A 13,722-nucleotide genomic window follows, 5' to 3' on the forward strand; every position below is an offset into this window, starting at 1 on the left:
CTGCAACCCCTTCTTCAGTGACCGTTTCCTCATTGCTCAGCAGGTATCATCCGCGCTTCTTGCCATTATATCATAGATCCCCTTTTGCCGAAAGAGACATCTCTCATTTTATTTTGAAGGATCGTCTGACTTCTTCTTGTAATTGCAGTAGCCCTTCTGCACAAAATGCTGTTTCTCCCAGAGAGCTTCTGCCTCCGGTTTCCAGTTTTCTGCATATTCCCGGCATTTATCACAGAGGTGTTCCACGTTCTCCTCTGACTGCAGATCCGTGGAATGAGCTCCGGTCTCATGGACCATTTTCACCAGAATATCCGGATTTTCCAGCATGGGGCAAGGCCTCAGATGATTTTCATTGAAGGGCTGATTATCCCGGTATGCCATAAACAGCGGCTGTTTCAAAGCCTCCAGAAGAGAAACCTCACGAATATTTGCACCGGAATAATGGATAAACACGCAGGGCTCCACGTCACCATTGGGATTGATATGGCAGTAATTCCGTCCCCCTGCAATGCAGCCTCCTACAAATTCCCCGTCATTCTGGAAATCCATGGTATAAATCTGCTTACCTCCCTCTTTTCCGCGAATCTCACGGATCCGGTGGTACATGTATTCTCTCTGTTCTCCGGAAGGTAAAAGCTCGGGAGCAGCCTCATTTCCCACAGGCATATAGTGGAAATACCAGGAAAACCGGCAGCCCTTTTCGATGATCATATCCAGAAATTCATCGGAGGTCACGGTTTCCACATTTTTGCTGGTGTAACAGATAGAGGTCCCAAAGAGCTGACCGCTCTTCTTTAAAAGATCCATAGCTTTCATGACCCTGTCAAACACCCCCTCACCGCGGCGAAGATCATTGACCTCATTAAATCCTTCCAGACTGATGGAAAGAGACAGATTTCCCATCTTCTTCATTTCCTCACAGAAGGCCTCGTCCACCAGGGTACCGTTGGTAAACGCATGGAATGCACAGTCATTATGTTTTCTGCACAGGGCAATCACGTCTTTCTTTCGCATCAACGGTTCGCCGCCGGTCAGCATGTAGAAGTAGATTCCCAGTTCCTTTCCCTGGGTCACAATGTGATCCAGCTCCTCAAAGGTCAGATTCAGCTTATGGCCATATTCTGCCGCCCAGCACCCGGTACAGTGAAGATTGCACGCGCTGGTCGGATCCATAAGGATCAGCCAGGGAATATTGCACTGATGGACCTCCCTCATTTTCCGGATCGTCTTCGTTCCATGAAAAGCCGCTTCAAAGCCCAGATTCAGAGCTGTCATTTTCAGTACTTGAGGATCCAGTTCATCCAGCAGACGATTCACGTACTGCATCCATTTGGAATCCTGATCCCGGATCATCCTTCTGGCTCCCTCATAGGATTCCGAGCGAAACTGATCTCCCATGAATTTTTCCGTCAGATCCACGATCTGCAAAAGTCCGGCTTCCCGATCCTTCTGTACATGCTTCAGTGTTGTATCGATCGCCTTTCCAAAAGCTGCTCTTGCTGCCTTATGTGTCAATGTACCCATAATTTTGTCCTCCGTTTCTTTTTTGTTTCTTTTGTTCCATTGCCAGGGATCCGTCTGTGCCTGTTATGTCAGATACCTGACTGTAATCTCCACGCCGATCCCCGTCAGGATGATTCCGCCAATAATATGTGCCTTGTACTTTTGTTCATATCCCAGCAGATAACCTGTATAAATCCCCAGCACTACGGCCAAAACCGTCATGACCCCCACTGCAGCTGCCTCCTCCAGGAGTCCGGTCTCCATAAAGGCAAAACCAACTCCTGTAAGAAATGCATCCACGCTGGTGGCCATACTCAGAAGACACATTTCCTTTATACTGCCCCAGGCCTCCAGTCGCTCCTGAATCGGACGTCCCCGAATTCCCTTGTACAGCATATAAATTCCGACTCCCATCAGGATAATTGCTGTAAGTCCATACCATATCCTTCCGATTCTGTAAGAGCGCTCTGCAAAAGCCGGAATTACCATAAACAGATTTCCTGCCAGCAAGGAACAGATCTGCCAAACTGAAAAAATCAGACACATCTGCAGCAGCTTTTTCGCCTCAATTTTTCTCACTACCGCGCCCTTGCAGATCGCCACTGCATATACATCAAGGGAAAGTCCTATGGAGGTAAACACAAGCTCCCATCGATTCATACTTTCATCTCCCGTCTCAGATCAGTGCTGTGTTAAATTTAATATTTTATTATTATAAAGTCTTTCGTTTTTTCTTCCCACATACACTTTTCTCGCATTATCGCAAAAAAAATGACACTTTCACAAAAGTGTCATTAAAAGCCGGGTAAAATCGTCTGTTCCGTATGATTGATTTCCTGTTCGAATGCAGGTATACTGTTCTTAGCATCAGTGAACAGCGGCCATCGTGGCCCCTGTTCACCGACGCCGGTATTCCATATGAGATTACATCATCTACCCGCATCACGGGTATCGGAGGAATCTTCCATGAAAAAGATCAAACAAATTGCCTGCATCATCGGCGCAGTTCTTCTGGCCGGTATTTATCTTCTTGCTCTGATATTTTCCATTACCGACCACTCCCAGGCCAAATCCTGGCTGAGTGCTGCCATTTATGCAACTATAGCCGTACCTGTTCTTCTATACGCTTTTCTCCTGATCACAAAGGCTCTGGACAGAAAGCATCACGATGAGGATCCTTCCTGAATCAAAAGCTCCACCGCATGAACGGCTGCCCGGATCGCAAGGGTCGTATCATGACAATGTGGATCGGAAAGTCCCTTCTTTTTCCGTTCCTGATTCCAAACTGTATTCAAAATACATCCGGCCCGAACGCCGAGAACCTGCGCCACGATATAGAGGGCCGCGCTCTCCATCTCCGAGGCCAGGCAGCCGGCTTTGATCCACATCTCCCACTTTTCTTCCAGTTTTTTTCCGCAGGGCATCCGTTCCGGGCTGTGCTGCCCGTAAAAGCTGTCCTTACACTGAACAATTCCCAGATGGAATCTTGCCCCAAGCTCCTTCGCCGACTGGCGGAGTGCAGCTGTCACGTCAAAATCGGCGACCGCCGGAAATGCGAGATCCACATATTCTTTGGAAGTTCCCTCCATGCGGATCGCTCCGTTGGCGATCACCAGATCACCGCCCATGACTTCCTCTGCCATCCCGCCGCAGGTTCCTACGCGAATCATGGTATCCACACCGGTCTGATAAAGCTCCTCCACCCCAATGGCAGTGGACGGTCCTCCCATTCCGGTAGACATAACAAGCACCTTTTCTCCGGACAGCTCCCCGATCCATGTAGTATATTCCCGGTTCTGTCCCAGAAGACGGGGATTGTCCAGATATCCCGCGATTTTCTCTACCCGTCCCGGATCTCCGGGCAGGATCGCATATCTTGCTCCGTGACTGTCGTCAAGTCCGATATGATACATTTTTTCCATGACTACTCCTCCTTCCAGTCCGATGCATATTCCCTCATAATCTCTTCGATCCGCTCCTTCACAAGAGCTGCGATCTCCGTCGTCTTCATTCCCTTGTAATCCTCATAATACAGAGGCTTCAGGTAATGAATCTGCACAGTAAGCTTTTTGATGGAGCTGGTATCGAAAGCCTTATAGCTGTCAATGACCGCCACCGGTACGATGGGACATTTCGCATTGACTGCACTCTTGAAGCTTCCGCCCTTAAAATCCAGAAGATGGTTTCCGTTTCTGCTTCTTGTCCCTTCCGGGAAAATCAGATAATTCCGTCCTTCCTTTACCTCTTTGGTCATCTGGTTGATCACCTTCAGAGACGCCCGGATATCGTCCCGGTCCATGCACTGTCCCTTCAGAAGGATCCGCACCTGCTTCAGAAGAATGGTATTTTCCACCTCCTTTTTCATTACAACCGTAAACGGCTGAGGGGAAGTTTCCAGAAATCCAAGTACATCAAACAGACCCTGATGGTTTGGAAACATAATATAACCGGGTTCCTCAGGCAGATTGGAAAGGCCATGGGGCTCAATAGTCACCCGTCCTGCCCGGTTGGCATGAATGGTAACATGGCGCAGTAGCTCAAACTTTTCTTTCTCCGTATGCCTGTCATTCCTCCCCCAACTCCAGATCTTAAAAAACCAGATGGGAGCCATGATAAACAGCCGAACCACCATCAGCACAATTCGTTTCATTCGGTTCCTCTTTTCTCATCCGAGTTTCGCAGGATCCCGCTTATCGGATACTCGTTTTTCTTTTGGAACATGATACCCCCGGTCTGCCCATCTTACCGCAAACCGGGGGTAATGTTTCTCTTATGCAGTCAAACCGCATCCCTTACCGCTCTATGCGAAAGGATTCTCACTGGGATACAGCATTCCCTTAGGCTGATTAAAACCAATATCTTCTACGCCGAGATAGCGGAAAACATCATAGAGGGCTTTTCCGAAATGACCAAAGGCAACCGCACCGTGATGAGGGAAGTTCTTCTCAACAAGCACATGGCGATAGAAGCGTCCCATTTCAGGAATTGCGAATATGCCGATTCCGCCGAAAGATCTGGTAGCCACAGGCAGAACCTCTCCCTCTGCCACATAAGCCCGCAGCTTGCTGTCGGCAGTGCTCTGCAGACGGAAGAAGGTAATATTTCCGGGTACGATATCTCCCTCCAGAGTTCCCTGGGTGGATTCCTCCGGAAGTGTTCTCGTCATGATCAGCTGGTATTTCATCTCACAGGACACCAGCTTGCCGGATGCAGTATTGCCGCAATGGAAGCCCATGAAGGTATCCTTATGTGTATATTCATATCTGCCCTTAATGCTCTCTGCATACATATCTGCAGGAACTGTGTTGTTGATATCAAGCAGAGTAACCGTATCCTGGCTGACAACGGTTCCGATGTATTCGCTGAGAGCACCGTAAATATCCACCTCGCAGGATACCGGAATTCCTCTTGCAGTCAGGCGGCCATTGACATAGCAGGGAACAAAGCCGAACTGGGTCTGGAAGGCAGGCCAGCATTTTCCGGCGATAGCGACATAGGATCTGGATCCCTTGTGTGCCTCGATCCAGTCTAAAAGGGTCAGCTCATACTGAGCCAGACGGGAAAGCACCTCAGGCTTTTTATTTCCTGATCCCAGGTCTGCTTCCATATCCTTGACCACATCAGGAATTCTCTCGTCATCGGCATGCTTTTTGAAAGACTCAAACAGATCCAGCTCAGAATTCTCCTCAATCTCCACACCCAGATCGTACAGGCGCTTAATGGGTGCATTGCAGGCAAGGAAGTCCTGAGGGCGGGGACCGAAGGTAATGATCTTCAGGTTTTTAAGTGCAACTGCCACCCTTGCCACAGGCAGGAATTCATGGATCATATCTGCACATTCTTCTGCTGTGCCGACGGGATATTCGGGGATATATGCACGGATCTCACGGAGTTTCAGATTGTAGCTGGCATTGAGCATACCGCAGTATGCATCACCACGTCCCTGGATCAGATCCTCCTGGGTTTCCTCAGATGCTGCCACAAACATCACCGGGCCTCCGAACTCTTTGGCCAAAAGAGTCTCAGACGATTCCGGTCCAAAGTTTCCAAGATAAACCACAAGGGCATTGCAGCCCGCTTCGCGTACCTCAGCAAGAGCCCTTCTCATATGAAGCTCATTTTCAACGCAAGTGGGACATTCAAAAATCTCTCCATACTTTTTCTGATATGCCGCAACAAGAGCCTTTCTACGGTTCACAGATAAAGTCATCGGAAAGCAGTCACGACTCACTGCCACTACACCGACTTTAACATCGGGAATATTGTTCATTTTTCCTTCCTCCTTTTATCATGATCATTTCGGCATGCGAATGCCTGTCATGTTTCCAGTATATCACAAACTCTGCTCAAATGCATCCATAATCAGCATTGCAACTGCAGCTCCGGGATCCTTCAGGCTTCTGGAAGCCTCTCCGCGGGTAGCAGCTCTTCCGTGAACAGCGATCATCGACGTGGTATTCTCAAAGCCCTTCTGTGCTGCTTCCTTTGCATCCTTTGCAGCAGCATTCAGATCCTTGCCTGCTGCCTGAGCTGCCTTGAGCGCTTCCACAGCGGGAACCATACCATCCAGGAAGGTCTTATCGCCGACCTTTGCCTTGCCCAGCGCCATAACGCCCTCTGCATAGCCTTCAAAAAGCTCCACGCTCTCAGCCAGGCCTGTTTCGGTCTTTCCGCGAAGCTTCTTGCCTGCCTGCATAAGACCGGAAGCCATCAGAGTACCCATGGTGGAAGGTACTGCGATGGACATGGCCTTGCCTGCCGTGTACAGCAGCTTGCCGGAATCCGTTTCTCCTGTACCGTGAACTGCCTTGTAAGCAGCTGCAAAGCCGTCGGACATGGTAAGGCCCAGATCACCATCGCCTACCACGCTGTCCAGATCAATCAGATAATCCTTGTGTTCCGCCATGATCTCGCTGACCTTCTTGAGGAATTCAACCAGGCTGTTGACATCCTCGCCATTCTTTTCCTCTGCAGAGCCTTCAGCTGCTGTGCCTGCAGCCTTCTTCACATCCATCTTCACAGTGCCTTCCTCAGATACGCTGCCCTGATGGAAGAAGGGAGTCTGTGCGGGTTCCTCAAGAAGAGACTCCAATTCCTCATCCAGCTTCAGAACGGAAATGGATACGCCAGCCATCTCCAGAGCGGTCGCATATTCGCCCACATAATATCTCTTCACTGTAATATTTCTGCTCTTCAGGATCGAATCGATCTTTCTCGTAACGATATACTGCTCATCGAGAGTCGTCGCACCGAGGCCATTGACCAGAACAGCAACACGGCTTCCGTCGATCTCATCAAAATCAGCCAGGATCTTCTCCATCATCTCTTCCACGATCTGATCTGCCGGCTCCAGCTTGCCGCGGCGGATACCGGTCTCACCGTGGATACCCATACCGATCTCCATCTCATCGTCGCCGATGGAGAAACCGGGATGACCCACTCTGGGAACGATACAGGGAGTCAGCGCCACACCCATGGTACGGACGCTTGCCGTAGCTTTCTCTGCGACGCGCTTCACATCATCCAGACTCATCATTCTGTCGGCTGCTGCGCCTGCACACTTGTATACAAAGAAGATACCTGCCACACCGCGGCGGATGCTCTTCTCTCCTTCCGCAGGCAGCGGACCGGAAGCAACATCATCTGCTCCCAGAACAGTCTCCACACGGATTCCCTCCTCAAATTCTGCCATCTCTGCAGCCATATTGAAATTGAAGATATCTCCGTTGTAATTTCCGTAAATATAAAGAACTCCGGCACCGGAATCAATGGCCTTCGTCACTGCCAGCATCTGCTCGGAGCTGGGAGACTGGAACACATCACCCACACAGCAGCCGTCCAGCATACCTCTTCCCACGTAGCCCAGAAACAGAGGAAGATGTCCGGATCCGCCGCCGGTAGCAATACCAACCTTGCCCTCTTTCTTGTTTGCCGTAACCAGGCAGCGCAGATCATCTGCCACATAAGTCACAAGATCCGGATGAGCCACATAAATGCCCTCCAGCATCTCATCTACGTAATTTTCCGGTGCATTGATAATTTTCTTCATTTTAAAACCCTCCACTCAAATTAGTATTGCTAAAATTTTAGTCTTCCTTTTTCTGCTATGATTTAATACTAGCAATTTCCGTTGTTCTTGTCAATATTCTTCCGTCACTTTTTCATTTTCTTTTCCCGTTTTGATCTGTTTTTTATTCAATTCTTCCATATCACCTCCTTCTCAGTCAATAAAATTTTAGATTTCAGAAAAAATTTTTGTTGATTTTAGAACTTTCTCATGCTATAATAATGTCAGTAAACAGAGGACATTACGGTCCTCCTGTACAACGACGCCGAATTCACGAAATATGGGAAGGAGCGAGCCGCTGCAAAACAGTGCCGGCTTGGAGAAACATGAAGGGCAAAAAACAACTGCAGGACATTGCCGCTGAGCTGGGTGTATCACGTGCGGCGGTATCCTTTGTTCTGAATAATAAAAAAGGAGTCAGTGACTCGACCCGCGCTGTCATAACTGCCGCTTTGGAACGATACGGCTATCATGTAAAAAAAGAACTGCCGGACAGCGGAGAGACTTCTTCCGACTCCAGTCATATTTCACGGAGCATCCGCTTTTTAAAATACAAAAATTCTGCCATTCTGGTAGAAGAAAACGGAAATTTTGTCTCTTCCATCATCGATTCCCTGGAGGAAGAATGCCGCAGACTCGGATACAATCTGATCATCACCGCCTTCGGTCCCGAAAACAGGGAAGAGATCTACAGTATGGTATCCGACAAACCTATGGACGGAATCATTGTTCTTGGCACAGAACTGGACGCTGCGGACCTGCCCTTTTTTGAACAGCTTCCCGTCCCTGTCATTCTTGTGGATACCCCCGCTCCGGGTCGTTCCTTAAACTGCGTCACCATGAATAACGAAGAGATCGTGGAAAAGGCCATGGATTATTTTTTCAGTCTGGGCCACCGGGAGATCGGCTACCTGCACAGTTCCATGAATACCGGCAATTTCCGCGTCCGGATGCAGGGCTATCTGAATGCTCTTGCCCGACTCGGGCTGGATTATAAAAAGGAACAGGTGTATTCCATCACCCCGTCTATGACAGGTGCCTACCAGGAAATGAACTCGCTTCTGGAAGAAGGCGCCGATATACCGTCGGCACTTCTGGCTGACAACGACATGATCGCCCTGGGCTGCAGCCGCGCCCTGAAGGATAACGGCCGCCGGCTTCCCGACGACTGCTCCATTGTCGGCATTGATGATATCTCCTTCAGTGCCATCTGCTCGCCGCCTCTGACCTCCGTGCGGATTCCCTGCAAGGAGCTTGGCGCACAGGTCGTGCAGCTTCTTCACTATAAACTGACACATCCCCACACTGCTCCCACCAAAATTCTGGTGGACGGTGAACTGATCGTAAGAGGCAGCGCAGCTCCTGTAAAAAAGGAACCTCACACCCCCAGAGACAGCCGGACTTAAAACCAAAAGGAAACCGCGCCGGCATAAACCGACGCGGCATCAGCTTAATATTTTTCATCGACAGAAAGCATCCGATTAATTGACTTTCTGAATGGAATCAGAATGAAACTTCAGAGAGTACTGAATTTCATGAGGTGTTCCCATAGCTGTCGTATCAGCCAGCACTGCGATATTCCAGTCAAAAACCTCCACTGGAAGTTCAAAGGCAGAATTCCCTTCGCTGTTGATAGGAAGATACTGTTCCTTCCCAATCTTCATATAATCATAATTCTTGCTGCTCCAGATGATCGTGGCATAAGCCCTGCCTTCTGCGACTGTAAACTTTGCCGGCGATTCCACACTGGCTTTTCCGGAGCCTCCGATCAGAGCCACCTCAACGGTATACTCTCCGTCTTCCAGCCCCAGTACATCTGTCGTCGTGACAACCCCCTCATTAAAAGCTTCTGTGGGAAGTGAGTCTGCACGGAACAGAATCGTTCTGTCGTACCATTTTTCCTTCTTTTTGCTGAATGCGGCACAATTCAACGGTTTGTCAAGTGCCTCCACAGGAACCTCAAAGGTATGAACGCCATTCTTCTCCTCGAAAGAAATATAAGAATCCTCCGAAGCTTTCACAGCTTCTTCACCGCTTCCCATGTATACATACAGATAACCGGTTCCTCCCATAGTCATGACAGCCGTCATCTGCCCTTCTTTTACCGTAAGCTCACAGCTCTCAATTTTGAACATGGCAGAGCTGCAGTCTACATTCACCTCATAGCTTCCGTCCTTTACCTGGTCTCCGGTAATAGGAATCATCGTTTCATCACCTACTGCCAGAGTTTCCGCCATCTCATCCGAGGAAGCCACCTTGTTACTTCCTGTTTCAGCCGTTTCTGTCTCTGTAGCAGTTGCCTCTGATGCTTCCGTCTCTGCCGCAGACGTGGATTCCTCTGCAGATGCAGATGTCGTTTCGCCTGTGTTTTTGCTTCCACATCCGGAAAGCAGAAGAATTCCGGCCAGCATCACTGCCAATCCGTATTTCGCAAGTTTTTTCATTTCAAAGCCATTCTCTTTCTCTATTTTTCCGCCGCTGCAGGCCACGTCCAATATCAGTCTGCGATAGAATCAATTGCTTCCTGTGCATGCTGCACGAACAGTTCCTGGATAGCAGGAAGCTCACCAAGCCCCTTGATCACGCATTCGACTTCATAGCCGGCATCTTCAAAAACTGTTTTCCAGCTTCCTTCCTCATCACCTGCCATATCATTGTTTGCATGATCACCGGCAACGATCATCAGCGGCTGAAGAACGACCTTCTTATAATCGCCTTCTTTAACGGCAGCAAGTACGTCATCCAGGGAAGGCGCCGCCTCAACCGTTCCTATAAAATAGTTTTCGTAACCGGCTTCAGTCATCATATCCTGCATCTTCGCATATACCTGATTGGACTCAGCCTCAGTGCCATGGCCCATAAAGCAGATTGCTGTTTCCCCGTCATCATACTGAGTTGTCGCTTCTGTGATTGCCTTAACTACAGCATCGAAATCCTCGTCGCTGGTAAGCAGCGGTTCGCCGATGGCAACCTTCTCAAAAGAATCCGCATATGTGGCGACCTCATCCACAACATCATTATACTCCAGACCGTTCATGAGGTGGGTCGGCTGAATCACCAGATTCTTAACGCCATTGGCAACAGCACGATCCAGTGCCTCAGTCACATTGTCTATGGTAACATTGTCACGGCTTTTCACATGGTCAATGATGATCTGGCTGGTAAAGCCGCGTCTTACAGACCATTCAGGAAAAGCTTTTTCAATAGCCTCCTCGATGGCACCGATGGTAAGCCGACGGTTGTCGTTGAAGCTGGTTCCAAAGCTGATTACCATGAGTTCGTCTTCCCCGATCTCGTCCTGATTTCTCGTGTTGTCAAGGGACGCGTCACCGGTGTCATAGTTTTCCTCATCCTCGTCTTCTTCCGCTGTAGTTTCAGCTGTTGTTGTCTCCTCCGCTTTTTGGGTTTCCACCGCAGTGGTTTCCTCCTTCGTGGTCTCCGCCGCAGTTGTTTCCTCCTTTTTGCTTCCACAGCCGCTTAAAACAGCCGCCGTAAGCATTACTGCCGCAAGCAGTACACTAAACTTTTTGCACATTCTTTTTTCCTCCTGTTTTCTTTCTCTGATGTATATGAATTTTTTCATCAGCAATTCCAGGTACAGGAAAAAGGCACACAAAGTCTATCTGCCATAAAAAAAACCTTTACTCTCATCAAGTAAAGACCTCTCAATCGCACACAGAAAAAAGCTCCGTACAGGCGCATTTTTCAATTTCGGTTAGTCAGTTACTCGTGACCGGGATTTCCCCGCACCTACGACTGGCAGGTTTCCTGACTCATAAGCACCCATGTAAAATCACCTTCCCAGCCTTTCGGCCAGTGGCTGTGTCCAAACACCGGATTTTACACCGCTTATTCACAGTGACGAGTTCGTACAGGACTTACACCTGTTTCCCTTTTACCTGCTCCCAGAGCAGCACCAGACGTTTCTTATTCAATTTTGCGTAATTAATATAACACTTTGTTAATTAAATTGCAAGTTCTTTTATCTGAATTCTTTTCCTTCAGGAAACCAGAAAAAAACGCGGCATACCCTGAGATATACCGCGTTCATTCTTTCACTCTGACGAATCAGGAAATTCTTATTTAAGAGTAACCTTAGCGCCTTCAGCCTCGAGCTTAGACTTAAGCTCCTCAGCCTCTTCCTTGGTAGCCTGAGCCTTAACAACCTTGGGAGCGCCGTCTACTACTTCCTTAGCTTCCTTCAGGCCAAGACCGGTAGCTTCACGAACAACCTTGATAACCTTAACCTTGTTGGGGCCAACCTCGGTCAGCTCAACGTCGAACTCAGTCTTCTCTTCCTCAGCTGCTGCACCAGCACCTGCTGCTGCAACTACAACGCCTGCTGCTGCGGATACACCGAACTCTTCCTCACAAGCCTTTACCAGTTCATTTAACTCTAATACGCTTAACTCTTTGATCGCATCAATAAATTCTGCAGTAGTTAACTTTGCCATTTGATTTTACCTCCATATATTTTTGTATTTTTCTCAAATAATGTCCTATGATATAACCCGGGATACAGCATCGTGTACACCCGGCACGCCGCCACACTCCGCGCGGCAGCAGATCAATTACTCTGCCTTTGCCTCTGCAATCTGGTTGAGAACACGAGCCAGATTGGTAATGGGAGACTGGATGCTGCCAAGCAGCTTGCCAAGCAGTTCTTCTCTTCCGGGGATCGTAGCGATGACCTTGATACCCTCAGCATCATAGTAGGTTCCCTCAACAACACCGGATTTTAACTGCAGCTTGTCTGCCTTTTTTCCAAACTCGTTCAGAATACGTGCAGGAGCAGTCTCATCTGTAGCGGATGTAGCCAGTGCAGTGGGGCCTTCCAAATCTGCCTTCAGGGGCTCGAAAGCTGTACCCTGGATTGCGAAGTTAATCATGGTATTTTTGTATACCTTGTAATTAACGCCGGCTTCTCTCAGCTGTTTACGAAGTGCAGTGTCCTGTTCAACAGTCAGTCCACGATAATCTACAAGTACTGCAGACTTCGCATCCTTCAGCAGGTTGGAAATCTCTTCCACAACAGGCTGCTTCAGTTCTACCTTTGCCATTCTTTTTTCCTCCTTATTTTATTTTCTATCGCCGATGCAGCGCTCCGTCACAGACAAAGCATCTGCATACTGAGGTATACCCTGCGCATCCGAACTGCAGGATATAAAAACCCCCGCATGCCAAGACATACGGGGACATAAGGATTCACATCTGTCAACCTCATTTTCCTCGGCAGGCGCTTACGCTTACACCGGATGGTACCTGCTGTCTACGGCGAGTGTACGGTTTGGCCGTACCAATATAAATTAACACAAAATAATAACTGTGTCAATTTCTTTTTTAAGAAAACAAATCTGTTTTCTCTGTGAAGCCGTCGGTGCCGGAAGCTCACTGTGATCTTCCGGTACCAACCGGCCTCCATGGCTGTTAAGCCATAAACTTCATGGGATTTACCTTCACACCGGGGCCCATGGTGGAAGTCAGAGTCACGCTTCTCAGATACTGGCCCTTCAGTGCGCTGGGTTTTGCTTTTATAATAGCATTCATTAACGTCTGGAAGTTTTCGGACAACTGCTCCTCGGTGAAGGAAGCCTTGCCCAGCGGTACGTGTACAATATTGGTCTTATCCAGTCTGTACTCGATCTTACCGGCTTTGATATCAGCGATAGCCTTTGCCACATCCATGGTAACGGTTCCGGCCTTGGGGTTGGGCATCAGACCCTTCGGTCCGAGTACACGTCCCAGACGGCCAACAACGCCCATCATGTCGGGAGTAGCAACAACTACATCGAAATCCAGCCAGCCTTCGTTCTGGATCTTCGGGATCAGCTCCTCAGCACCTACATAATCAGCGCCTGCAGCCTGAGCCTCGTCAGCCTTCGCATTCTTTGCGAACACCAGAACACGAACAGTCTTGCCGGTTCCATGAGGCAGAACAACAGCACCACGGATCTGCTGGTCAGCGTGACGTCCGTCACAGCCTGTTCTGATATGAGCCTCAATGGTCTCGTCAAACTTTGCAACTGCGGTCTTCTTAACAAGAGCAACCGCTTCTGCCGGATCATACTGGATTGTACGGTCAACTAATTTAGCAGCTTCTGCGTATTTCTTTCCTCTTTTCATGAAATAAACCTCCTAGTGGTAATTGCGGG

13 protein-coding genes, 1 riboswitch and 1 other annotated feature are annotated in these 13,722 nt (G+C 48.9%); of the genes, 2 read left to right on the plus strand and 11 right to left on the minus strand.

The window, feature by feature from the left end; genetic code table 11:
* Positions 1–108: 108 nt before the first annotated feature.
* Positions 109–1,524, minus strand: a complete 1,416-nt coding sequence (locus tag QJ036_RS03190; RefSeq protein ID WP_283229994.1) for a radical SAM/SPASM domain-containing protein — start codon at positions 1,522–1,524, stop codon at positions 109–111.
* A gap of 63 nt (positions 1,525–1,587) precedes the next feature.
* Positions 1,588–2,163: a manganese efflux pump MntP gene (locus QJ036_RS03195; protein WP_283229995.1), complete on the minus strand. Its 576-nt coding sequence runs from the start codon at positions 2,161–2,163 to the stop codon at positions 1,588–1,590.
* A gap of 306 nt (positions 2,164–2,469) precedes the next feature.
* Here QJ036_RS03195 and QJ036_RS03200 point away from each other — a divergent pair, with 306 nt between their 5' ends.
* The gene (locus QJ036_RS03200) at positions 2,470–2,688 is read left to right on the plus strand and encodes a hypothetical protein (RefSeq protein WP_283229996.1); all 219 of its coding nucleotides are present in this window, start codon (positions 2,470–2,472) and stop codon (positions 2,686–2,688) included.
* Here QJ036_RS03200 and udp read toward each other — a convergent pair.
* The 4 genes from udp to QJ036_RS03220 all read right to left on the minus strand — a co-directional run bounded on the left by udp (position 2,667) and on the right by QJ036_RS03220 (position 7,552).
* Positions 2,667–3,425 carry a uridine phosphorylase gene (gene udp, locus QJ036_RS03205; RefSeq protein WP_283229997.1) on the minus strand — a complete coding sequence of 253 codons (759 nt, stop codon included), beginning with the start codon at positions 3,423–3,425 and terminating at the stop codon, positions 2,667–2,669. The two genes, QJ036_RS03200 and udp, sit on opposite strands and share 22 nt — an antisense overlap.
* A 2-nt stretch (positions 3,426–3,427) precedes the next feature.
* Positions 3,428–4,153 (minus strand): lysophospholipid acyltransferase family protein, encoded by a 726-nt coding sequence (locus tag QJ036_RS03210; protein ID WP_283229998.1) that lies wholly within the window; start codon positions 4,151–4,153, stop codon positions 3,428–3,430.
* Between the two features lie 150 nt (positions 4,154–4,303).
* Entirely contained in the window at positions 4,304–5,773 is a 1,470-nt protein-coding gene (locus QJ036_RS03215; RefSeq protein WP_283229999.1) for an L-fucose/L-arabinose isomerase family protein, read from the minus strand.
* A 63-nt stretch (positions 5,774–5,836) separates the two neighbouring features.
* The gene (locus QJ036_RS03220; protein WP_283230000.1) at positions 5,837–7,552 is read right to left on the minus strand and encodes a dihydroxyacetone kinase family protein; all 1,716 of its coding nucleotides are present in this window, start codon (positions 7,550–7,552) and stop codon (positions 5,837–5,839) included.
* 344 nt (positions 7,553–7,896) lie between these two features.
* Here QJ036_RS03220 and QJ036_RS03225 point away from each other — a divergent pair, with 344 nt between their 5' ends.
* Entirely contained in the window at positions 7,897–8,976 is a 1,080-nt protein-coding gene (locus tag QJ036_RS03225; protein ID WP_283230001.1) for a LacI family DNA-binding transcriptional regulator, read from the plus strand.
* 75 nt (positions 8,977–9,051) lie between these two features.
* Here the strand turns inward: QJ036_RS03225 and QJ036_RS03230 are convergent, their stop codons facing one another.
* The 5 genes from QJ036_RS03230 to rplA all read right to left on the minus strand — a co-directional run bounded on the left by QJ036_RS03230 (position 9,052) and on the right by rplA (position 13,693).
* On the minus strand, positions 9,052–10,014 hold the full coding sequence (locus QJ036_RS03230; protein WP_283230002.1) for a hypothetical protein: 963 nt from the start codon (positions 10,012–10,014) through the stop codon (positions 9,052–9,054).
* 53 nt (positions 10,015–10,067) lie between these two features.
* Positions 10,068–11,105 carry a sirohydrochlorin cobaltochelatase gene (locus QJ036_RS03235; RefSeq protein ID WP_331487469.1) on the minus strand — a complete coding sequence of 346 codons (1,038 nt, stop codon included), beginning with the start codon at positions 11,103–11,105 and terminating at the stop codon, positions 10,068–10,070.
* Positions 11,106–11,311: 206 nt separating this feature from the next.
* Positions 11,312–11,506: riboswitch (cobalamin riboswitch) on the minus strand.
* Between the two features lie 143 nt (positions 11,507–11,649).
* Complete coding sequence (rplL, locus tag QJ036_RS03240) at positions 11,650–12,024, minus strand: 50S ribosomal protein L7/L12 (RefSeq protein WP_283230003.1); 375 nt, start codon at positions 12,022–12,024, stop codon at positions 11,650–11,652.
* A gap of 117 nt (positions 12,025–12,141) precedes the next feature.
* Positions 12,142–12,630, minus strand: a complete 489-nt coding sequence (gene rplJ / locus QJ036_RS03245; RefSeq protein ID WP_283230004.1) for a 50S ribosomal protein L10 — start codon at positions 12,628–12,630, stop codon at positions 12,142–12,144.
* Between the two features lie 95 nt (positions 12,631–12,725).
* Positions 12,726–12,863 (minus strand) — a sequence feature (ribosomal protein L10 leader region).
* 134 nt (positions 12,864–12,997) lie between these two features.
* Complete coding sequence (rplA, locus tag QJ036_RS03250) at positions 12,998–13,693, minus strand: 50S ribosomal protein L1 (protein WP_283230005.1); 696 nt, start codon at positions 13,691–13,693, stop codon at positions 12,998–13,000.
* Positions 13,694–13,722 lie beyond the last annotated feature (29 nt).

The organism is Fusibacillus kribbianus (assembly GCF_030053595.1).
In the GTDB taxonomy this organism is placed as follows: domain Bacteria; phylum Bacillota; class Clostridia; order Lachnospirales; family Lachnospiraceae; genus Lientehia; species Lientehia kribbiana.